This is a genomic window from Bradyrhizobium sp. S3.2.6, assembly GCF_040546885.1.
Classification (GTDB): Bacteria; Pseudomonadota; Alphaproteobacteria; order Rhizobiales; family Xanthobacteraceae; genus Bradyrhizobium; species Bradyrhizobium cytisi.
Genome location: NZ_JBEPOS010000010.1, coordinates 47,522 through 67,602, shown reverse-complemented (window position 1 = coordinate 67,602; position 20,081 = coordinate 47,522). Strand labels below are relative to the sequence as shown.

The 20,081-nt window shown below is 64.1% G+C and carries 21 protein-coding genes; 11 read left to right on the top strand and 10 right to left on the bottom strand.

The window, feature by feature from the left end; translation table 11 throughout:
- The first annotated feature begins 367 nt into the window (after positions 1 to 367).
- The 4 genes from ABID58_RS19185 to ABID58_RS19170 all read left to right on the top strand — a co-directional run bounded on the left by ABID58_RS19185 (position 368) and on the right by ABID58_RS19170 (position 4,143).
- Positions 368 to 2,107 (top strand): ATP-binding protein, encoded by a 1,740-nt coding sequence (locus ABID58_RS19185; RefSeq protein WP_148753113.1) that lies wholly within the window; start codon positions 368 to 370, stop codon positions 2,105 to 2,107.
- 210 nt (positions 2,108 to 2,317) lie between these two features.
- A complete protein-coding gene (locus ABID58_RS19180; protein ID WP_354033886.1) occupies positions 2,318 to 2,896 on the top strand; it encodes a peroxidase-related enzyme in 579 nt (192 codons plus the stop codon).
- Complete coding sequence (locus tag ABID58_RS19175) at positions 2,893 to 3,372, top strand: MgtC/SapB family protein (RefSeq protein WP_148753115.1); 480 nt, start codon at positions 2,893 to 2,895, stop codon at positions 3,370 to 3,372. The genes ABID58_RS19180 and ABID58_RS19175 overlap by 4 nt, the downstream gene beginning before the upstream one ends.
- A gap of 111 nt (positions 3,373 to 3,483) precedes the next feature.
- Positions 3,484 to 4,143, top strand: coding sequence for a flavin reductase family protein (locus tag ABID58_RS19170; protein WP_354034083.1), 660 nt, complete (start codon positions 3,484 to 3,486; stop codon positions 4,141 to 4,143).
- 10 nt (positions 4,144 to 4,153) lie between these two features.
- Here the strand turns inward: ABID58_RS19170 and ABID58_RS19165 are convergent, their stop codons facing one another.
- Complete coding sequence (locus tag ABID58_RS19165) at positions 4,154 to 4,885, bottom strand: Crp/Fnr family transcriptional regulator (protein WP_354033885.1); 732 nt, start codon at positions 4,883 to 4,885, stop codon at positions 4,154 to 4,156.
- A gap of 36 nt (positions 4,886 to 4,921) precedes the next feature.
- Here ABID58_RS19165 and ABID58_RS19160 point away from each other — a divergent pair, with 36 nt between their 5' ends.
- A complete protein-coding gene (locus tag ABID58_RS19160; protein WP_354033883.1) occupies positions 4,922 to 5,104 on the top strand; it encodes a hypothetical protein in 183 nt (60 codons plus the stop codon).
- A 41-nt stretch (positions 5,105 to 5,145) separates the two neighbouring features.
- Here the strand turns inward: ABID58_RS19160 and ABID58_RS19155 are convergent, their stop codons facing one another.
- On the bottom strand, positions 5,146 to 5,289 hold the full coding sequence (locus ABID58_RS19155) for a hypothetical protein (RefSeq protein ID WP_187435057.1): 144 nt from the start codon (positions 5,287 to 5,289) through the stop codon (positions 5,146 to 5,148).
- Between the two features lie 171 nt (positions 5,290 to 5,460).
- On the bottom strand, positions 5,461 to 6,090 hold the full coding sequence (locus tag ABID58_RS19150; protein ID WP_354033881.1) for a ParB-like protein: 630 nt from the start codon (positions 6,088 to 6,090) through the stop codon (positions 5,461 to 5,463).
- Between the two features lie 314 nt (positions 6,091 to 6,404).
- On the opposite strand from ABID58_RS19150, the gene ABID58_RS19145 reads away from it, so the two are divergent.
- The 6 genes from ABID58_RS19145 (at position 6,405) to ABID58_RS19120 (ending at position 11,211) form a co-directional block, all read left to right on the top strand.
- On the top strand, positions 6,405 to 6,749 hold the full coding sequence (locus tag ABID58_RS19145) for a hypothetical protein (RefSeq protein WP_354033880.1): 345 nt from the start codon (positions 6,405 to 6,407) through the stop codon (positions 6,747 to 6,749).
- 252 nt (positions 6,750 to 7,001) lie between these two features.
- Positions 7,002 to 7,289, top strand: coding sequence for an acyl carrier protein (locus tag ABID58_RS19140; RefSeq protein ID WP_007592476.1), 288 nt, complete (start codon positions 7,002 to 7,004; stop codon positions 7,287 to 7,289).
- Between the two features lie 10 nt (positions 7,290 to 7,299).
- Complete coding sequence (locus tag ABID58_RS19135; RefSeq protein ID WP_354033878.1) at positions 7,300 to 7,770, top strand: 3-hydroxyacyl-ACP dehydratase FabZ family protein; 471 nt, start codon at positions 7,300 to 7,302, stop codon at positions 7,768 to 7,770.
- Positions 7,767 to 8,969: a beta-ketoacyl-ACP synthase gene (locus tag ABID58_RS19130; RefSeq protein WP_148753121.1), complete on the top strand. Its 1,203-nt coding sequence runs from the start codon at positions 7,767 to 7,769 to the stop codon at positions 8,967 to 8,969. The genes ABID58_RS19135 and ABID58_RS19130 overlap by 4 nt, the downstream gene beginning before the upstream one ends.
- 20 nt (positions 8,970 to 8,989) lie before the next feature.
- On the top strand, positions 8,990 to 10,267 hold the full coding sequence (locus tag ABID58_RS19125; protein WP_354033876.1) for a beta-ketoacyl-ACP synthase: 1,278 nt from the start codon (positions 8,990 to 8,992) through the stop codon (positions 10,265 to 10,267).
- An 8-nt stretch (positions 10,268 to 10,275) separates the two neighbouring features.
- Entirely contained in the window at positions 10,276 to 11,211 is a 936-nt protein-coding gene (locus ABID58_RS19120) for a lipid A biosynthesis lauroyl acyltransferase (protein ID WP_148753123.1), read from the top strand.
- 100 nt (positions 11,212 to 11,311) lie between these two features.
- Here the strand turns inward: ABID58_RS19120 and ABID58_RS19115 are convergent, their stop codons facing one another.
- From ABID58_RS19115 to ABID58_RS19085, 7 genes are all read right to left on the bottom strand, one after another.
- On the bottom strand, positions 11,312 to 12,436 hold the full coding sequence (locus ABID58_RS19115) for a polyamine ABC transporter substrate-binding protein (RefSeq protein ID WP_354033874.1): 1,125 nt from the start codon (positions 12,434 to 12,436) through the stop codon (positions 11,312 to 11,314).
- A 7-nt stretch (positions 12,437 to 12,443) separates the two neighbouring features.
- Positions 12,444 to 13,622, bottom strand: coding sequence for an aminotransferase (locus ABID58_RS19110; protein ID WP_354033872.1), 1,179 nt, complete (start codon positions 13,620 to 13,622; stop codon positions 12,444 to 12,446).
- A gap of 7 nt (positions 13,623 to 13,629) precedes the next feature.
- Positions 13,630 to 13,956 carry a rhodanese-like domain-containing protein gene (locus ABID58_RS19105; RefSeq protein WP_148753129.1) on the bottom strand — a complete coding sequence of 109 codons (327 nt, stop codon included), beginning with the start codon at positions 13,954 to 13,956 and terminating at the stop codon, positions 13,630 to 13,632.
- Positions 13,957 to 14,127: 171 nt separating this feature from the next.
- Positions 14,128 to 16,056 carry a potassium transporter Kup gene (locus ABID58_RS19100; RefSeq protein ID WP_354033870.1) on the bottom strand — a complete coding sequence of 643 codons (1,929 nt, stop codon included), beginning with the start codon at positions 16,054 to 16,056 and terminating at the stop codon, positions 14,128 to 14,130.
- Between the two features lie 155 nt (positions 16,057 to 16,211).
- A complete protein-coding gene (locus ABID58_RS19095) occupies positions 16,212 to 18,110 on the bottom strand; it encodes a potassium transporter Kup (RefSeq protein WP_148753131.1) in 1,899 nt (632 codons plus the stop codon).
- 173 nt (positions 18,111 to 18,283) lie between these two features.
- Entirely contained in the window at positions 18,284 to 19,111 is an 828-nt protein-coding gene (locus tag ABID58_RS19090) for an OmpA/MotB family protein (protein WP_148753132.1), read from the bottom strand.
- 23 nt (positions 19,112 to 19,134) lie between these two features.
- The gene (locus tag ABID58_RS19085; protein ID WP_148753133.1) at positions 19,135 to 19,908 is read right to left on the bottom strand and encodes a motility protein A; all 774 of its coding nucleotides are present in this window, start codon (positions 19,906 to 19,908) and stop codon (positions 19,135 to 19,137) included.
- Positions 19,909 to 20,081: the final 173 nt, after the last annotated feature.

The following is a 20,081-nucleotide window of genomic DNA, read 5'->3' as shown; positions in this document are numbered from 1 at the left end:
ATGCGCCGGGGCGGCACCGAGGCTGCTGGGTTCATTTGTACTAATGTACAAATGATTAGGTCTCGTCAACAAACCAAGGTGTGCCCTGCCCGGGACGAGCGCCGTCGCCGCCGTGAACGGCCGTCCCGCCGAATGGCGGACGGACTGCCCGAATGGTAAAATCTTCCTTAATTCGTTTCTGCGCCCGAAGGCCCCGCGAAGCAGCATTTCCCGGCCGATTTCGCCGACGAGCATGCATTGGGAACAAACCTACCAACCGAATTGTCGCAGATTTAACAAAGCCCCCGCGCCTGCCGTTTAACCGTTTGTCCAGCCCCGCCTCGCATAGTCGGGGTTAAACTCCTCGGACTTTCCAGGTTCATCCATCGTGACATCCTTTGGACGCGTGATTTCGGTTCGCGGGTCGCTCGCCCGGGTCGGGCTTCTGGCCGCAAGCCAGATGCCGGTCTCGGAGGTTCGGGCCACCGTCGGCCGCTTCGTCAGCATCCGCTGCGCCAGCTCGGTCATCGTCGCCATGATCACCGAGGTGTCCTGCGAAAATCTCTCGAGCACCGACAATCTGATCGCGATCGCGTCGGTCGATCTGCTCGGCGAAATCCTCAACGCCGCCGACAAGGCCAAGTTTCAGCGCGGCGTCACCAACTATCCGACCATCGGCGATTCCGTCGACCTGATCACCAGCCAGGAGCTGCGCACCATCTACGCGCCGACCGGTTCGGACCAGATCAATGTCGGCTTCCTCCAGCAGGACCGCTCCGTCGTCGCCTATGTCGATATCGAGGAAATGCTCTCCAAGCATTTCGCGGTGCTGGGGTCGACCGGCGTCGGCAAATCCACCGGCGTATCGCTGCTGCTCAACGAGATCCTGAAAGCGCGGCCCAACCTGCGCATCTTCCTGCTCGACGTGCACAACGAATATGGCCGCTGCTTCGGCGACCGCGCGCTGGTGCTCAACCCGCGAAACCTGAAGCTGCCGTTCTGGCTGTTCAATTTCGAGGAAATCGTCGACGTGCTGTTCGGCGGCCGCGCCGGCGTGCCCGAGGAGCTCGACGTCCTCGCCGAAGTCATTCCGATCGCCAAGGGCATCTATACGCAATACCAGAACACCGATCGCCTCGGCCTGAAGCGCATCGATCCCAAGCAGATCGGCTTCACCGTCGATACGCCGGTGCCGTACCGCCTGGTCGATCTGATCTCGCTGATCGACGAGCGCATGGGTAAGCTGGAAAACCGGTCCTCGCGCATCATCTATCACAAGCTGATCTCGCGCATCGAGGCGGTCCGCAACGATCCGCGCTACGCCTTCATGTTCGACAACGCCAATGTCGGCGGCGACACCATGGCCGAAGTGATCAGCCATCTGTTCCGCCTGCCCGCCAACGGCAAGCCGATGACGGTGATGCAGCTCGCCGGCTTCCCGGCTGAGGTCATCGATTCCGTCGTTTCGGTTCTTTGCCGCATGGCCTTCGATTTCGGCCTGTGGAGCGACGGCGTCTCGCCGATGCTGTTCGTCTGCGAGGAAGCCCACCGCTATGCCTCAGCCGACCGCAATGTCGGTTTCGGCCCGACCCGCAAGGCGGTGTCGCGCATCGCCAAGGAAGGCCGCAAATACGGCGTCTATCTCGGCCTGATCACGCAGCGCCCCGCCGAGCTCGACGCCACCATCATCTCCCAGTGCAACACGCTGTTCACGATGCGTCTTGCCAACGAGCGCGACCAGGCGCTGCTGCGCGCCGCGGTGTCGGATGCGGCTGCGAATTTGCTGTCCTTCGTGCCATCGCTCGGCACTCGCGAGGTGCTGGCGTTCGGCGAAGGCGTCGCACTGCCGACACGGCTGCGCTTCAAGGAGGTGCCGCCGCATCAATTGCCGCGCGGCGAAGCCACCATCTCGAGCGTGCCGTCGGTCACCTCCGGTCACGACATGCATTTCGTCGGTGCCGTGCTCGAGCGCTGGCGCGGTGCGACCTCGCAGCGCGACGTCCCGAACGACCCGGTGTTCCAGGCGCCGCCGGCCAAGACGCTGGCGCCGGCCGAGACACCGATGCTGCAGCCCTCGATGGGCCTCGATCCGGACCGCTTCTCGCTGCTGAAGAAGCCGCTGCGGTAGCTCTCGTATCCCGGACGCGCTGCAACGCTCTTGCGTTGCTGCGCAGAGCCGGGACCCATGCCGCACACACTGCTTTCTCGGAAATATGGGCCCCGGCCCTGCAGCGCACCGCTGAAGAAGCGCTGCGCCGCGTCCGGGGCGCAGACCGGCACGTTGAGCCCGCCTCCCGCATCGACTATGGTTGCCGGCCCCTAGCCGGAATCCATGCCCATGATAAAGCCTGCGCAACGCTTCCCCGCACCCGCTCTCGACACGCTTCCTGACGACATCCGCACGCGTCTCCTCGCCGTGCAGGAAAAGAGCGGTTTCGTGCCGAACGTGTTTTTGACGCTGGCCTACCGGCCCGACGAGTTCCGCGCGTTCTTCGCCTATCACGACGCGCTGATGGAGAAAGACGGCGGCCTCACCAAGGCCGAGCGTGAGATGATCGTGGTGGCGACCTCGGCGGCCAATCAGTGCCAATATTGCGTGATCGCCCATGGCGCGATCCTGCGCATCCGCGCCAAAAATCCTGTGATCGCCGACCAGGTCGCGATCAACTACCGCAAGGCCGACATTACGCCGCGCGAGAGGGCGATGCTCGATTTCGCGATGAAGATCTCGGCGGACGCCCAGCGCGTCTCCGAGGAGGATTTCGCAAGCCTCGGTCCCCACGGCTTCAGCGACGACGACATCTGGGACATCGCCGCGATCTCCGCCTTCTTCGCGCTGTCGAACCGGCTGGCGAATTTCACCGGCATGCGGCCGAACGAGGAGTTTTACCTGATGGGACGTCTGCCGAAAAAATGACGGAGCTCGACTGGTCCGAAATCCTGCTGCGCCTCGGCGTCGCGACGCTCGCCGGCAGCGCGATCGGGCTCAACCGCGACCTGAATGGCAAGCCGATCGGGCTGAAGACGCTCGGCATCGTCGGCCTGTCCACCGCGACAATGGTCCTGCTGGCGCTGCAACTCGCGGAGCCCGGCAAGGCCGCCGATGCGACGAGCCGGGTCATCCAGGGCATCCTCACCGGCATCGGCTTCCTCGGTGCCGGCGTCATCGTCCATGAGAGCGAGCGGTTTCGTGTCCGCGGCTTGACCAGCGCCGCCTGCGCCTTCTTTGCCGCCTGCCTCGGCGTGGTCTGCGGTGGTGGGCAATGGAAGATCGTCGCAGTCGCGCTGGCGCTGGCCTTTGTGCTGCTCACGGTCGGCCGGCGCATCGAGCGCCACGTCCACCGCGCGCTTGGCGGCAAGGACGAGCCGCACGAGGACCAGCGGAAAACGTAGCGGCCTTTGCTCAAATCTTCCGCTCGCATATTGGTCTGAAGCGCTGATAATTGTTCCGAAAAAATTCGCGGTGGTCGCTGGTTCGATTGCCGTTCGGACCTGAGAGGCATGATGGACAGCGGTGCTCACGACCCCGGCGACGTGACGTTCGACTTCCGCGAACTGTCGGCGCGCGACAAATACAAGCTGCTGATCGGCACGGTCGTGCCGCGGCCGATCGCGCTGGTGACGACGGTCGATCCGGACGGGCGGATCAACGCGGCACCGTTCAGCTTCTTCAATTGCCTGTCGGCCGATCCGCCGATCCTTGCGCTCGGCGTCGAGAACCATCCGGATATGCGGTTCAAGGATACCGGTCTCAACATCCGCCTGACCGAGGTGTTCACCGTCAACATCGTCTCGCACGCAATCGCCGAAGCGATGCATGTCTGCGCCGTGCCGTTCTTGCCGGAGCATGACGAACTAAAGGCCGCGGGCCTGACCGCGATGCCCGGCAAGACCGTGGCGTCGCCCTGGATCAAGGAGGCGCCGGCCGCGTTCGAATGCCGCCGCCACATCACGCTGGAGCTCGGCAAGTCGCGGCAGATCATCATGGGCGAGATCCTGTTCGCGCATTATCACGCCGATGTCGTCGACGCCGAGCGCCTGCACATCGATCCGGCGCGGCTCGATGCCGTTGCAAGGCTGGGCGGCAGCACCTGCTCGACCATTCGCGATCGTTTCGACATGGCGACGCCGACCCTCGATGATTGGAGGCAGCGGGAGTCGTAAAGAACATCCATCAAAGCGTTGGCGACTGGTGCAGATAACGGTCGTCGAAATCCGCCAATTCCAGAAACCTCCGCTCGTCGATCACGGTGACGCGTCCGCGATGCAGCTCGACGATGCCCTCCTCGCGCAACTGCCTGATCACACGATTGGCGTGCACCGCGGTAATGCCCAGCGCTTCGCCGATCTGCTCCTGGGTCAGCGGCATCTCGAAGCTGCCCTCGTCGACGCGCCCGATGATCCTAAGGCGTTCGCGCAATTCGACCATGACATGCGCAAGCCGCGCGGGCGCGGGCCGCTGGCCGACATTGACGATCCATTCGCGGAACATCGCCGCGTCGATCAGCGTGTCGCGCCAGAACATCTCGGCGAGAACAGGCCTGCGGCGATGCAGCTTTAGCAGCGCCTCGTGGCTGATGAAGCCGAGCGTCGCCGGCGTCAGCGTCGACAGATCATGGTCCATCACATGCAGGAACAGGCTCATCAGGTCCGGGATTTCGCCGGGGATGTCCAGCGAAAGGATTTGCCGCTTGCCGCTCGCGATCGTCTTGGAGCGCGCGCAGAATCCATCCGCGATCAGGCAGCAATCGGTCGCGCGCTCGCCGTCGCGCACCACCGCCGTCTCGGCGGGGTACTGCCGCACCGAGATCGGCAGGGCTTCGATCTCCTTGATGTCCTCGTCCGCGATCGCGGACGAGATGCGCAGGCGCCTGATGAGCGCCGCGCGGATCTCATCGCTGGGCACGTCGGGTTGGCTCCGGTCGTGAGTATGGGACCCGGATTGGACTTCGAAAGCGCAATAGCGCAGTCACAGGGAAACCCGGGAGCCACCGCCCCGGTTCCAACAAAAGTTAAGGACGCCGGCGCCGAGCGCCACGCCCTGCTGCAGAAGGCCCGCGACGGCGACGCAGCCGCCGACATCGAGCGATTGCTGTCCTCGCCCACCCTGCAACATCCGAAGTGATTCCGCCGCGGCGTTGCTTGCAGCAACGAGACGCGATGCCGCTAGTGCTTCACCATCAGCGGAAGCGCCGGCGCAAAACGCTCGGCGAAGGTCGGTGTCCTGGCCTGGTGAACTGCGGCGAACGAGGCAGAGATTCCGGCGGAAGCCACTGCGAGCAGGGCAATTATGAAAACCAGACGGCGCATTTTCGCCTCCTGTGTGAGCTCGAAGCACAAGAGATGGGGTAGCTCTGTTTCAGGACGGTTTCGTCGGCGCGGAATATGATGTCGCTCAAGCGGCTGTGATCGGAACTAGCCTATCGGGGCGCATGTCGTAACCAACTCATAAGGGTCGGGACTGATGCGAGCGCCAGCGCCTCAATCATCCGACGCCGGGCCGCACCAGCCGGGCAGATAGACCGCGTCCTTGCTCTTGGCCGCGGCCAGCGCCTTCTCCAGTGCCTTGTCGAAATTGGCATCGACCGCCTTGCGCGTCAGCTTGCGGCGCAGGAAGTCGGCCCAGAGAAACTCGGAGAACGGCGTGGTGTCCTTGGCGAAGCCGCCCATGCGGCGAAGCTCGCCGGCGAGACTGCGATAGGGATCGTCCTTGAGATCAGCTACAGATTTCGGCAGATCGCGGAATGGACGTCGCTCGCCCTTGGAGTCGTAGGGATAGACCCAGCGCTTGTTGTCCATGACGCCCCAGAACGCTTCGCGGTCGACCATGCGTAGATCGCCGACGACGGTCACCAGCACCTCCTTGATGCCCTCGTCGTGCAGCGCGCGGCCAAGATGATGGTGATCGATGACGTAGTAACGCCCGTCTGGTCCGGCGACGACCGGGATCATATGGGTGCCAAGCAGGTCGGATTGCTTCTTCTTGCCGTGCTCGCGCCAGCGCTTGCGCTTCTCCTTGACCTCACGCATGCCGACCGTCATCTGCGTCGGCCGAAGCGACAGGATCGACACCGGGTGCACTCTCGGCTCGCGCGCGTTGGTGGTGGTCATGGTCGAGGGCCTCTCGTCTGGTGGCGGCTTGCGGTCCAGGTTCCCGATTATGCCATGGGCGTTGCGGCGGCAATATGCGTTCGGAGCATGCGGCGCCATCGTCCCGGTTGTTGTTGCAGCGCAACCCGCGCGACCCCGACGCCGGAATGACAACCCGCTCCGACGAGCGTTCGCAGCGCCTAGGAAAGCGCCTGAAAAATGATCCGGAAAGATAATGCGAATGCGCAATGCACGTGCGCGCTGAGAAGATTTCCTGCAACGCCTGCATCGCCTATGCTATCTAAAAAACGCTGCTTCGGAGTAATCCCCGCCCCATGAAATCCCAGCGGCCCATAACCTCGGACGACGAGCACCGGGTGCTCCAGTTCAGGCCGCGCAAGACAGCCTCCCCCCTGATGCACCGGGGCGGCGGCGTCGTACAGCCGCTGCACGCAACGGCTCCCGAACCGCTCGACCTGTCCCGTTACGAACAGCCCCGCGATCAGCCGGACGACTTCCGCCATCGCATGCTCGCCAATATCGCCGCGCTCGCCTTCACCATCGCGCTGACCGCGATCGGGATTTGGCTCGCCGTCAGCATCGCCGATTTGCGCCGGACCCAGGATTGCGTGCTGATGGGCCGGCGGGACTGCGTCAAGGTCACGACCCCGCACATCTAGGCAGGCCTTGTCGACGGACCTTGGCGCCGGAAGCCTTCCCACCGGCAGGTCATCGCCGGTGGGGCCTCCCGGATCGGCATCCCCAGGCCTGTCCCCACCCTGTCCGGCTCCATTGAACTCGGGGCGGCGCTCCGATATACGGGCTTTCGACCCAGCCAGAGGGGGTGAGGGCGTCACTCGGGGCGCGATGCCCGCCTGCCGTTCCACTCTGGACCACCTGACAAATACCAACAATATATCAAAGGCTTAGTGATGTCCTCCACATTCGATCAGGTCGCTACGATCATCGCTGAAACCTGCGACATCCCGCGCGACACGATCACGCCGGATAGCCATGCCATCGATGACCTCGGCATCGATAGCCTCGATTTCCTGGACATCGCGTTCGCAATCGACAAGCAGTTCGGTATCAAGCTGCCGCTGGAAAAATGGACCCAGGAAGTCAACGACGGCAAGGCGACCACCGAGCAGTATTTCGTGCTGAAGAACCTGTGCGCGCGCATCGACGAACTGGTTGCCGCCAAGGGCGCGAGCGCCTGATCGGGCGATCATGCAACTCGAATACTTCCACATGATCGATCGCATCGTCGACCTCAACGTCGACGAGAAGAAGATCGTCGTCGAGGCCCAGGTCCCCAAGGAGAGCACCATCTTCGAGGGGCACTTCCCGGGCTATCCGCTGATGCCCGGCGTGCTCCTGATCGAATCGATGGCGCAGGCCTCGGGCTTCCTCCTACTTGGCGTCTTGAAATTCGAGCGCATGCCGATTCTCGCCGCCGTCAAGGAAGCCAAGGTGCGCGGCTCGGTTTTGCCGGGCGAGCTCATGAGCATCGAGGCGAGCCTCGTCCATGAAGGCTCGGGCTACGCCATGACCGAAGCCAAGATCAGGGTCGGCGGCAAGCTGCGTGCGAATTCGACGCTCACCTTCACGCTGATCCCCTTCCCCAATGCAGATATCCGCGGATACATGGACGCGGTCGCAAAACGCGTCGGCTTTCCGCAACAGGCCGTATCGCCATGACTGACACCGCTTCGAAGCCCGGCCAGACGGAAGTCTGGATCACCGGCATTGGCCTTGCCACCTCGCTCGGCGAAGGTCTGGACGCCAACTGGGCCGCGCTCCAGGAGAAGCGCATCAATGTCGACGAGAAGGGCTTTGCGCCCTACATCGTGCACCCGCTGCTGCCAGTTACCTTCGACAGCCAGATCCCCAAGAAGGGCGACCAGCGCCAGATGGAAGCCTGGCAGCGCATCGGCGTCTATGCCGCGGGCCTGGCGCTCGATTCGGCCGGCATCAAGGGCAACAAGGATATCCTGTCGAAGATCGACATGGTCGTGGCCGCCGGCGGCGGCGAGCGCGATCTCAACGTCGACACCGGCGTGCTGACCGCCGAAGCCAAGGGCGCCAATGCACCCGGCTTCCTCAACGAGCGGCTGATGAGCGATCTCCGGCCGACGCTGTTTCTGGCCCAGCTCTCCAATCTGCTCGCCGGCAACATTGCCATCGTCAACGGTCTCGGCGGCACCTCGCGCACCTTCATGGGCGAAGAGGTTGCGGGCGCCGATGCTGCCCGCATCGCGCTGTCGCGCATCGCCTCTGGCGAGAGCGACATTGCGCTGGTCGGCGGCTCGCATAATGGCGAGCGCAAGGACCTCATGGTCCTCTACGAATTCGGTGACTTCAATCTGAAGGACAAGTTCGCTCCCGTGTGGCAGCGCAAGGACCACGCCGGCTTCGCGCTCGGCTCGGCCGGCGCCTTCCTGGTGCTGGAATCGAAGGCGCACGCCGAAGCGCGTGGCGCAAAACCGTTCGCAAAGCTGTCGAGCGTCGTGACGGATCTGGCCCGCCGCAAGCAGGCCGGTGACATGGAAGCGACGCTGGAGAAGCTTTGGGCCAAGCTGCCGAAGCGCGATGGCAAGGGCGCGATCATATCGGGCGCAACCGGCGCGGAGCCGGCGACGTCGGAGGAGCGCGGCTTCCTGAAGAAGCACGCCGACTTCCCGGTGCGTTCGACCGGCACGATGTTCGGGCACACCATGGAAACGCAATTCCCGCTCGGCATTGCGCTCGCGGCGCTCGCGATCTCGCGCGGCGCGCTGTTCCCGCCGAACGATTCGACCGGGACCGAGATTGAAATGCAGGGGGCGCCCACCCAGATCGTAGTGGTGGGAGCCGGACACTGGCGCGGCGAAGGCATGGCGCTGGTCGAGGCAGTTTAGCTCATTCGTTTGGGGGACACATGACTGCACCACGCGACAAACTCGGGCGTCCCGTTGTCGTCGTCACCGGCATGGGCATCACGACCTCGCTCGGCGCCGGCAAGGCCGACAATTGGTCGAAGCTCGTTGCGGGCGAATCCGGCATCCGCACCATCACGCGCTTTCCGATCGACGGCCTGAAGACCACGATGGCCGGGACGGTGGATTTCGTCAGCGTCGATCCGTTCTCCTCCACCGGCCTCTCCGAGCGGATGGCGGAGCTCGTCACCCAGGAAGCCCTCGAGCAGGCCGGCATCGGCGCCAGGGGCGATTTTCCGGGCCCCCTCTTCCTCGCGGTTGCGCCGGTCGAGGTCGAGTGGCCGCAGCGTCGCGAGCTTGGCCGCGCCGTCGGCGCCCCCGACTTCACCTATGACGATCTGCTGCGCATTTCCGGCGGCGGCAAGTACAGCGCCTATCACCATCGCTTCATGTTCGGCTCGGTGGCCGCGCATCTTGCCGAGACGTTTGGCACCAAGGGCTCGCCGATCTCGCTGTCGACGGCCTGCGCATCCGGAGCCACCTCGATCCAGCTCGGCGTGGAGGCGATCCGCCGCGGCGAGACCGATGCCGCTCTGTGCGTCGCAACCGACGGCACCGTGAATCCGGAGGCGCTGGTGCGCTTCTCGCTGCTCTCGGCGCTGTCGACCCAGAATGATCCGCCGCAGGCGGCCTCCCGCCCGTTCTCGAAGAACCGCGACGGCTTCGTCATGGCCGAAGGCGCCGGCGCGCTGGTGCTGGAGAGCTATGAGGCGGCGACCGCGCGTGGCGCAAAAATCCTCGGCGTCATCGCCGGCTGCGGCGAGCTCACCGATTCCTTCCATCGCACCCGCTCGTCTCCCGACGGCAAGCCGATCATCGGCTGCATGAACAAGACGCTGGCCGATGCCGGCATGACGCCGGACCAGATCGACCACATCAACGCGCACGGCACCGCGACGCCCGAGAACGACAAGATGGAGTACAACACGACATCGGCCGTGTTCGGCGATCTCCTGCAGAAGATTCCGGTCACCTCCAACAAGTCGATGGTCGGCCATACTATCTCGGCCGCGGGCGCGGTCGAGGCGATCTTCTCGCTGCTCACGCTGGAGCATCAGCGCATTCCGCCGACCATCAACTACGACAATCCGGATCCCACGATCCTGTTCGACGTGGTCGGCAACAAGGCGCGCGATGCCCGCGTCACGGCGGTGATGTCGAACTCGTTCGGCTTCGGCGGCCAGAACGCATCGCTGATCCTGACCCGCGAACCGGCCTGACCGGACGCATGGCGCTAAGCATTAAGGCCCGCGCGCGGGTGGCCGCGAAGCAGGCTGCCAAATCGCTCGGCGGAACGCTGATCGGGGCTGCCACCGTCGGCATGCTGCGCACCACGCGCTATTTCGATCCGGTCAAGACCTCGGACTTTTTCGCGCGCGTCACCAAGACCATCGGCCCGCGTCTGCGCGAGCACCGCATCGGCCGCGCCAACCTCGCCGCCGCCTTTCCCGAGAAGTCGCCGGAAGAGATCGAGCAGATCCTGATGGGCGTGTGGGACAATCTCGGCCGCGTCGGCGCCGAATTCGCCCATATGGACCACGTCTGGGACTACGACCGCGAGCATCCCGAGAACAGCCGGGTCGAGCTGCCCAAGCGCAGCATCGAGCTGTTCGACCAGATCAGAGACGACGGCAAGCCGGCGCTGATCTTCACCTCCCATCTCGCCAATTGGGAATTGCCGGCGATCGCCGCCGTCGCGCATGGGCTGGACGCTGCGATCCTCTACCGTCGCCCGAACATCGCATCCGCCGACCGCATCATCCAGGAGATGCGCCAGGTCAACATGGGCACGCTGATCCCCGCGGGCCGCGACGCCCCGTTGCGGCTCGCGCAGGCGCTGCAGGACGGCAAGCATGTCGCCATGCTGATCGACCAATATCTCACCGGCGGCGTCGAGGTCACCTTCTTCGGCCGCAAGACCCGCGCCAATCCGATGCTGGCCCGCCTGCTCCGCCAGGTCGAATGCCCGATCCACGGCGTGCGCGTCATCCGCAAGCCCGGCGGCCGCTTCGCCGCGGAGCTGACCGAAGAAGTCCCGCCGGTGCGCGATGCCGACGGCAAGATCGACATCCAAGGCACGACGCAGGCGATCACGAGCGTGGTGGAAGGCTGGGTGCGCGAGCATCCCGAGCAGTGGTTGTGGCTGCACCGCAGGTGGCGGTGATCTTGTTTCGTCATTGCGAGCGAAGCGAAGCAATCCAGGCTGCCGCCGCGGAGGGATTCTGGATTGCTTCGCTTCGCTCGCAACGACGGTTGCGGCCCCCTCACCGCCCCGTCTTCACCTTGGTCCAGAGCCGGTTGATGATGCGCTGGGTCGCCGGGTCGCGGGCGGTGATGACGAACAGCTTTGCGAGCGTCGCGTCGTCCGGATAGATATTTTTGTCGTTCAAGATTTTCGGATCGACCAGCTTCTGGCTGGCGAGGTTGCCGTTGGCATAAGACAAAAAGTCCGAGTTCTTGGCGGCGACATCCGGGCGATAGAGATAGTTGATCAGCTCGTAGGCTTCCCCGACGTTCTTCGCATCCGCGGGGATCGCGAGATTGTCGAAGAACATCTGCGCGCCCTCCTTCGGGATCGCATAGCCGATCTCGATGCCGCTGCTATTGTCTTTCCTGGCTTCGGCGGCGCGGGCGCGCGCCTGCATGATGTCGCCGGACCAGCCGACAACGAAACAGATCTCGCCGGTGGCGAGTGCGCTCAGATATTCGGATGAGTGAAATTTTCGAACCGACGGGCGAACCTTGGCGACGACATCGGCGGCTTTCTCCAGATCAGCCTGCTTGGTCGAGTTCGGATCAAGCCCGAGATAGCTCAGCGCCGCCGGAAAGATGTCGTCGGCGGAGTCGAGCATGTGCACGCCGCAGTCTCTGAACTTCGCGAGGTTCTCCGGCTTGAAGACGATGTCCCAGCTGTCGATCCTGGCGTCGGGCCCGAGGATCTGCTTCACCTTGGCGACGTTGTAGCCGATCCCCGTCGTGCCCCACATGTAGTTCACGGCAAACTCGTTGCCGGGATCGTAGGTCGCCAGATTCCTGGTCACCATCGGCCAGGCGTTGGCGAGGTTCGGCAGCTTCGACTTGTCGAGCTTCTGGAAGATGTTCGCCTTGATCTGGCGCTGCAGGAAATAGGCGGTGGGCACCACGACGTCGTAGCCGGACTTGCCGGCCATCAGGCGCGTCTCCAGCGTCTCGTTGGCATCGAACGTGTCGTAGACCACCTTGATGCCGGTCTCCTTGGTGAAGGCCTCAAGGACGTCAGGCGCCATGTAGTTCGACCAGTTGTAGAAGTTGACGACCCGCTCCTCGGCTCCCGCCGGAGGCGAGAGCAATGTCAGCGCTGCGGCGATTGCAAAGCCAAGGCAAAGCCCGACACGGCCGACGTTCGTCATCTTAGGTCTACCTCTTGCGTCCGCGTACCGCGTCCGACAGCCGATCCAGCGCGGTGTCGAGCGTCTGGTCCTTCTTGGCAAAGCAGAAGCGGACCACCGATGTCACCGGGTCCTGCTCGTAGAACGCCGAGACCGGAATCGCGGCGACCTTGTAATCCCTGACGATGCGCCAGCAGAACTCGGCATCGCTCTCGTTGAGCCCGAGCGGCGACAGGTCGACGGTGAGGAAGTAGGTGCCCTGCGACTTCAGCACGGGGAAGCCGAGGCTCTCCAGCCCCTTGGTCAGGCGGTCCCTGCTCCGGGCCAGATCCTGGCGCATCGACAGGAAATACTCGTCGGGCTTGCCGAGGCCATAGGCGACGGCGGCCTGGAGGTTCGGCGCCGTCGTGAACGTCAGGAACTGGTGCACCTTGGCGGCGACGCGCAACAGCGGCGGCGCCGCGCAGACGAAGCCGATCTTCCAGCCGGTCAGCGAGAAGATCTTGCCGGCCGAGCCGACCTTGATGGTGCGGTCGCGCATGCCGGGGATGGTGATCAGCGGGATGTGCTTGTGCTCGTCGAAAGTGACGTGCTCCCAGACCTCGTCGCAGATCGCAATGACGTCGAACTCCTGGCAGTAGCGCGCCAAGAGCTCGAGGTCCTCGCGCGGATAGACCACCGCGGAGGGATTCAGGGGATTGTTGAACAGCACCGCCTTGGTCTTTGAATTGAAGACGCTTTTCAGCATGTCCTCATTCAGCCGCCAATGCGGAGGCTCAAGGCGCACGAGCCGCGGAATGCCGCCGGCCTGGCGGATGATCGGCAGATAGGAATCATAGACCGGCTGGAAGCAGACCACCTCGTCGCCGGGCTGCACCACCGACAGGATCGCCGAGGTCAGCGCCTCGGTGCCGCCGGAGGTCACCATCACCTCGCTCATCGGATCGAGCTTGAGGTTGTGCCAATGGCCGTAATGGGTCGCGATCGCCTGGCGCAGCTCCGGGATGCCCATCATCGACGGATACTGGTTGTAGCCGTTGAGCGAGGCGTCGGCGGCGGCGCGGCGGATGTCCTCGGGGCCGGGATCGTCAGGAAAGCCCTGGCCGAGATTGATGGCGTTGTTGTCGCGCGCGGCCTGCGACATCGCCTCGAAGATGGTGACGGGAAGATCGGCGAAGACCTTGTTCAGCGAAGAGCTCTTGGTCATCGCGTCGTTAGCCACCGACCTTGCTGGGAAGGCCCGCCGCCTTCCAGCCGAGCATGCCGCCGGCCAGATGTTTGTCGTAAGCCAGGCCCGCCGCCTGCGCCGCCAGCGAGGCCGTGACCGAGCGCTTGCCCGAGCGGCAGGCAAACACGACCTCTTTGCCCTGCGGATCCGGGATCGTCTTGGGATCGAAGGTCGAGAGCGGCACGACCACGCCGTAAGGGTAGGCCTCGGCCTCGACCTCGTTCGGCTCACGGACGTCGACGAGAAGATAGCGCCCTTCCGCGACACCCTTGGAGACTTCGTCCGGGGTCAGATCCTGTACTTGATTTGCCACATCATCCTCCAACGTCGCAGGGCGCCGCCGGGGCGATCCCGGCCGGCGGGCAACCTCGCCTCTCAGACACCGAAAATCAAGCGCTACAAAGGCTTGAGCTGCCTTGCGCAAGTTAAAGCTAAATTGCAGCGACTTGAAGTGCGCTTTGAATCCCGGCCCATCATCGCCAGCCTAGATCGTGACCTGCGTACCGACCTCGACCACGCGGCCGCTCGGGATCTGGAAATAGTCGGTGGCATCGTTGGCGGAGCGGCTGAGCGAGATGAACAGCCGGTCCTGCCAACGCGGCATGCCGGAATGGGCGGCGGGCTTGAGCGCCCTCCGCGACAGGAAGAACGAGGTCGACATGATGTCGAACTGCCAGCCGAGCTTGCGGGCGATCGCCAGCGCCTTCGGCACGTTGGGCGATTCCATGAAGCCGAACTTCAGCGTCACCTTGGAGAAGGTCGGGCTGATCGGCTCCAGCTTGACGCGCTCGGCCGGATCGATGCGAGGGGTCTGCGCGGTCTCGATGGTGAGAATGACATTCTTCTCGTGAAGCACTTTGTAGTGTTTCAGACTGTGCATCAGCGCGGTCGGTGCGCTCAGGGGGTCGCTGGTCAGGAATACGGCGGTACCGGGCACCCGCTGCGGCGGCCGCTTCTCCAGCATCGCCACGAGGTCGGCGAGCGGGAATTCAAGCTTTCGCGACTTCTCGAACAGCAGCCGGCTGCCGCGGCGCCACGTGTACATCATGAGGATCATGAGTGCGCCGAGCGCCAGCGGCACCCAGCCGCCCTCGAACACCTTGAGCAAATTGGCGGCCAGGAAGGTCAGGTCGAGGAACAGGAACGGCGCGATCAGGGCGGCCGCCGACCACGGCGACCACTTCCAGGCCTTCCAGATCACCACAAATCCCATCATCCCCGTGACGACCATCGTGCCGGTCACGGAGATACCGTAGGCGGAGGCGAGCGCGCTGGAGGAGCGGAACAGCAGCACCATCATGATCACCGCGACCAGCAGCAGCTGGTTGATGCGCGGGATGAAGATCTGGCCGGAATGAGCTTCAGAGGTATGGCGAATTTCGAATCGGGGCAGCAGCCCGAGCTGGATCGCCTGCCGCGTCAGCGAATAGGCGCCGGTGATAACGGCCTGGCTCGCGATGACGGTGGCGGCCGTGGCCAGCACGACCATGCAGCCGCGAATAATGCCTTGCGGGAAGAGCTGGAAGAACGGGCTCTCGATCGCGCCGGGATCGCCGAGGACGAGAGCGCCCTGCCCCAGATAATTCAGCGCCAGCGACGGCAGCACGATGAAGAGCCAGGCGGTCTGGATCGGCCGCTTGCCGAAATGGCCGAGATCGGCATAGAGCGCCTCGGCGCCTGTAACGGCCAGGAACACGGCACCCAGCGTCACGAAGCCGATGATGCCGTGGTGGAACATGAAGGACACCGCATAGAACGGGTTCAGCGCCAACAGCACCTGCGGCTGCTCGATGATCGGATGGATCGCCGCGACCGCGATCACCGCGAACCAGACGCACATCACGGGTCCGAAGAACGCCGCAACGCGGGCGGTGCCGCGCGATTGCACGGCGAACAGGACGACCAGGATCACCACGGTCAGCGGAACGATATAGGGCTCGAACCGCAGCGTGACGTCCTTCATGCCTTCGAGGGCCGACAGCACCGAGACCGCCGGCGTGATCACGGCATCGCCGTAGAACAAGGCGCCGGAGATGATGCCGAGCAGGACGATGGTCGCCCCGCCGGTGCCGACAGCGCGCTGGGCCAGCGCCATCAAGGCCAGCGTGCCGCCCTCGCCGTTGTTGTCGGCACGGAGCAGGATCACGACGTATTTGAGCGTCACCACGACGATCAGCGCCCACAGGATCAGGGACACCACGCCGAGAACAGCCGCCGACGTTGGCGCGCCTTCCGCGCCCGAGGCCGCCATCACCGCCTCGCGGAACGCGTAGAGCGGGCTGGTGCCGATGTCGCCGTAGACCACGCCGATGCTGCCGAGCGTCAGCGCGCCGAAACCGGCGGTAGTGTGGGCGTCGCCATGCCCATTGGCCGCCGCCGTTTCCGGGGCGGGAACTGCTACGTCACTTGTCATGGGAGAGCCTGGTGGCCTCTAAAAATGCTTCACTGCACAATGGCGGAGGAGCGCGCGCGGCTTATAGTCCTGCGCTGGTGGCATAGCCTAGCCCGATTTTGGGCCCTTGGCATGCAAATCCGCATGGGTCCGCCAATTGCGTCCCTATGGAAGGCTCAAATGGTGACTTGGGTTCCGACTTCAACCACCCGCCCGGTCGGAATCTGGAAATAGTCGGTGGCATCGTTGGCTGAGCGGCTGAGCGCGATGAACAGGTGATCCTGCCAGAGCGGCATGCCCGACTGCGCCGACGCCTTCAGCGAGCGCCGAGACACGAAGAACGACGTCGACATGATGTCGAACTGCCAGCCCTGCTTGCGCGCAATCGCGAGCGCCTTGGGCACGTTCGGCTGCTCCATGAAGCCGAAGCGCAGCCGGACCTTGGAGAACTTCTCGCTGATCTTCTCCATCTTGAAGCGCTCGGAGAGATCGACCCGCGGCGTGTGCGCGGTTTCGATGGTCAGGATCACGTTGTGCTCGTGCAGCACCTTGTTGTGCTTGAGATTGTGCAGGAGCGCGGTCGGCACGAAGGCGGGATCGCTGGTCAAAAACACCGCCGTGCCCTTGACGATGTGCGGCGGCCGCTTCTCCAGGCTGCGGATCAGATCGTCCAGCGGCACCTCGATCCGGCGCGTCTTCTGGATCAGAATTCCCGAGCCGCGCCGCCAGGTCCAGATCGTCCCTGCCATCGCCGCACCGAACAGCAGCGGCACCCAGGCGCCTTCGAGCAGCTTCAGCAGGTTGGCGCTGAAGAAGGTCATGTCGACCATGACGAAGGGCAGGATCACGACCGCAGCCGTCGCGGCGCGCCAGTTCCACAATTTCCAGATCACCACAAAACCCATGATGCCATCGGCGACCATGGTGGTGGAGACTGCGATGCCATAGGCCGAAGCCAGATTGCTGGGCGTGTGGAACAAGAGCACCAGCAGCATCACGCCAATCAGCAGCAGCCGGTTGACGCGCGGCAGATAGATCTGGCCGGCATGCGACTCGGACGTATAGCGCACCTCGAAGCGCGGCAGGAGGCCGAGCTGCACCGCCTGATAGACCAGCGAATAGGCGCCGGTGATCACCGCCTGGCTCGCGATCACGGTGGCCGCGGTTGCAAGGCCGACCAGCGGCAGCAACAGATGCTCCGGCACCATGCGATAGAACGAATGCTCGATCGCGCTTGGATCGGACAGCACCAGTGCGCCCTGCCCGAAATAATTGATCAGCAGCGACGGCAGCACGAAGAACATCCAGGCCGACTGGATCGGCTTGCGGCCGAAATGGCCGAGGTCGGCATAGAGCGCTTCGCCACCGGTTACGGCGAGGAAGACCGCGCCGAGCGTCACCAGACCGATCGTGCCGTGCGACAGCAGGAATTGGAACGCATAATAGGGATTGATCGCGGCCAGCACGGACGGATCGTCGGCGATGTGAATGACGCCCAGCACCGCCAGGACGGTGAACCAGATGACCATCACCGGCCCGAAGGCCGAGGCCACCAGCGCGGTCCCCTTGCTCTGGACCGCGAACAGCAGCACCAGGATCAGCACCGTCAGCGGCACGACATAGTGCTCGAACGCCGGCGTCGCGAGCTTGAGGCCGTCGACCGCCGACAGTACCGAGATCGCCGGCGTGATCATGGAATCGCCGATGAACATGGAGGCGCCGACCACGCCGAGCGCGAGCAGGAACCAGCTCCGCCGCCCCAGCGCGCGTTGGCCGAGCGCCATCAGCGAGAGCGTGCCGCCCTCCCCGTTATTGTCGGCCCGCAGCAGCAGCAGGACATATTTGGCGGTGACGACGATCAGAAGCGCCCACAGGATCAGCGAGAGCACGCCGAGCACCATGATCCGCGTCACCGGCTCGCCATGGGCCGCGCCCCTGACCGCCTCGTGGAACGCGTAAAGTGGCGAGGTGCCGATGTCGCCGAAGACGACACCGATGCTCCCGAGCGTGAGGGACCAAAAGCCGGAGGTGACCGGCCCTTCCTGGGTCTCGGTCGATGTGATGCTCGCCGTCATGAGGGTGGAAAACGCTTCGTCCCTGGAATTGATCCGGCGCCTTTTGAAGCTTCCGGCGCGCCTGTCAATCGGCCCCCCACCATAGCAGGCGCGGAGCGAGATGCTGTAACGGCGCGGCCACGTTCGTCGTCTTCGCGACGAATAGCCTCAGGTAAAATGGTAGCGCAAGAGGTTTAGGGCTTCAAGTTCGGCGGCAGCGGCGGATCCTCACGCATCAAGGTGATGGTGACGCGGCGGTTCGCCGCCAGCGACGGATCGTCCGGGAACAGCGGCTGCGTGTCCGCCTTGCCGGAGACGGCGAAGATATGCGACGGCGGCAGGCCCTCGCGTTCGAGGATCTGGCGCACGGCATTGGCGCGGTCAGCCGACAGGTCGAAGGCACCGTAGTCGCTGCGGGTCGGCACGAAGCCGGCCGCGGTGTGGCCGGCGATCGAGACGCGCAAAGGGGTCGCCTTGAGGGGCACCGCGAGCTTCTCGATCAGGCGGCGGGTGCGGTCGTAGGGCACCTTGGAGCCGTCAGCGAACATCGAGCGGCCGTCCTGGTCGACGATCTCGAGATTGAGGCCCTGCTTGGTCTCCTCGAACATGATGTGCTTGGACATCTCGGTCAGCTCCGGCAGGTCCTGCAAGGCCTGTCGCAGCGAAGCCGCGGCGAGCGCGAAGTTGCGGTCGACCTTGATCTTGGCGCCGGACGTCTTGTCGCGATCCTCCTGGTCCGGCGTCGGCGTGTTGGAGGCCTCCTCAGGCTGGATGTGGTCGACGTTCTTCAGCCGCGCACGGGTCGGCAGGCCGTCGGATTCGATGATGCCGGCGTAGCGCGCTTCGCTCTGGACGCCGAAGGCCTCGCGCATGGAGCCTGCGACGATCTTCAGCTTGTTGGCGTCCTGGGTGGAGAATGCGACCAGCATCACGAAAAACGCCAGCAGCAACGCCATCAGATCCGCAAACGTCACGAACCAGCCATGGCCGCCATGTGCTTCTTCGCGTTTCTTCTTTGCCATCGGTCAGGTCCCGACGTCCGGCGTTACGCCGGAACCGGCTCGCCTTCGGCGTGGCGGTGCTTCTCGGGCAGATAGGCCAGAAGCATTTCGCGCACCAAAGTCGGGCTCTTGGAGTCGCGAATCATCAGAATGCCGTCGATGATCAGCGTGCGATTGGTTTCCTCGTCGATCAGCTTGCCATGCAGCTTATCAGCGATCGGCAGGCAGAGCAGGTTCGCGACCAACGCACCATACAGAGTTGCCAGCAGGGCGGTCGCCATGAACGGGCCGAGCTTCGAGGGATCCGACATGTTCGAAAACATCTGCACCATGCCGATCAGCGTCCCGATCATGCCGAATGCAGGCGCGCAGTCGCCGACGGCGCGGTAGATCTTGCTGCCTTCGTTGAGATGCAACAGGAAATTGTCGCGATCGCGCTCCAGATTATCCCTGATGAAATCGAGATCGTAGCCGTCGGCGACGTAGCGGATGCCCTTGGCGAGGAACGGCTCGTCGGTCTCGACCTTTTCCAGGCCGACCGGGCCCTGCTTGCGCGCGATCTCGGCGATGCGGGCGAGCTCGTCGACGAGATCATGGGCCGACAGACGGCTCATCGTGAAGGCGAACTTGGCGCCAAGCGGCAGGCCGTGCATCAGCGCCGAGAGCGGAAAGCGGATCATGGTCGCTGCGGCCGATCCTCCGAAGATGATGATCATCGCATGATCGCTGATGAACATGTGCAGATCGCCGCCGAGAAACACCATCGTCGCGATGACGATCATGCCCGCCAAGAGGCCGGCGCCCGTCATAATATCCATGGGAGTCTCCAAAGCGAACGCAACAACGGCCGTCCTGGCCGGTGGCGCGGTCCAACCCCGAACCGCATCGGAAACCCTAAAGACCCGCCCTTAAAGCCGCGTAAAGGTTAAGTTCAGCCGATGCGACGGAGCGGCGCGGTGCGCGGAAATGACGGCGGCTTTGCCGTTCTGCG

What these genes read in the sequence shown, in the direction of transcription:
- ABID58_RS19085 (WP_148753133.1), bottom strand. Translation starts at nt 19,908, where the DNA reads ATGGATATTATGACGGGCGCCGGCCTCTTGGCGGGCATGATCGTCATC.
- ABID58_RS19140 (WP_007592476.1), top strand. Translation starts at nt 7,002, where the DNA reads ATGTCCTCCACATTCGATCAGGTCGCTACGATCATCGCTGAAACCTGC.
- ABID58_RS19150 (WP_354033881.1), bottom strand. Translation starts at nt 6,090, where the DNA reads ATGACCACCACCAACGCGCGCGAGCCGAGAGTGCACCCGGTGTCGATC.
- ABID58_RS19135 (WP_354033878.1), top strand. Translation starts at nt 7,300, where the DNA reads ATGCAACTCGAATACTTCCACATGATCGATCGCATCGTCGACCTCAAC.
- ABID58_RS19100 (WP_354033870.1), bottom strand. Translation starts at nt 16,056, where the DNA reads ATGACAAGTGACGTAGCAGTTCCCGCCCCGGAAACGGCGGCGGCCAAT.
- ABID58_RS19115 (WP_354033874.1), bottom strand. Translation starts at nt 12,436, where the DNA reads ATGACGAACGTCGGCCGTGTCGGGCTTTGCCTTGGCTTTGCAATCGCC.
- ABID58_RS19095 (WP_148753131.1), bottom strand. Translation starts at nt 18,110, where the DNA reads ATGACGGCGAGCATCACATCGACCGAGACCCAGGAAGGGCCGGTCACC.
- ABID58_RS19090 (WP_148753132.1), bottom strand. Translation starts at nt 19,111, where the DNA reads ATGGCAAAGAAGAAACGCGAAGAAGCACATGGCGGCCATGGCTGGTTC.
- ABID58_RS19130 (WP_148753121.1), top strand. Translation starts at nt 7,767, where the DNA reads ATGACTGACACCGCTTCGAAGCCCGGCCAGACGGAAGTCTGGATCACC.
- ABID58_RS19180 (WP_354033886.1), top strand. Translation starts at nt 2,318, where the DNA reads ATGATAAAGCCTGCGCAACGCTTCCCCGCACCCGCTCTCGACACGCTT.
- ABID58_RS19175 (WP_148753115.1), top strand. Translation starts at nt 2,893, where the DNA reads ATGACGGAGCTCGACTGGTCCGAAATCCTGCTGCGCCTCGGCGTCGCG.
- ABID58_RS19110 (WP_354033872.1), bottom strand. Translation starts at nt 13,622, where the DNA reads ATGACCAAGAGCTCTTCGCTGAACAAGGTCTTCGCCGATCTTCCCGTC.
- ABID58_RS19125 (WP_354033876.1), top strand. Translation starts at nt 8,990, where the DNA reads ATGACTGCACCACGCGACAAACTCGGGCGTCCCGTTGTCGTCGTCACC.
- ABID58_RS19120 (WP_148753123.1), top strand. Translation starts at nt 10,276, where the DNA reads ATGGCGCTAAGCATTAAGGCCCGCGCGCGGGTGGCCGCGAAGCAGGCT.
- ABID58_RS19170 (WP_354034083.1), top strand. Translation starts at nt 3,484, where the DNA reads ATGGACAGCGGTGCTCACGACCCCGGCGACGTGACGTTCGACTTCCGC.
- ABID58_RS19145 (WP_354033880.1), top strand. Translation starts at nt 6,405, where the DNA reads ATGAAATCCCAGCGGCCCATAACCTCGGACGACGAGCACCGGGTGCTC.
- ABID58_RS19155 (WP_187435057.1), bottom strand. Translation starts at nt 5,289, where the DNA reads ATGCGCCGTCTGGTTTTCATAATTGCCCTGCTCGCAGTGGCTTCCGCC.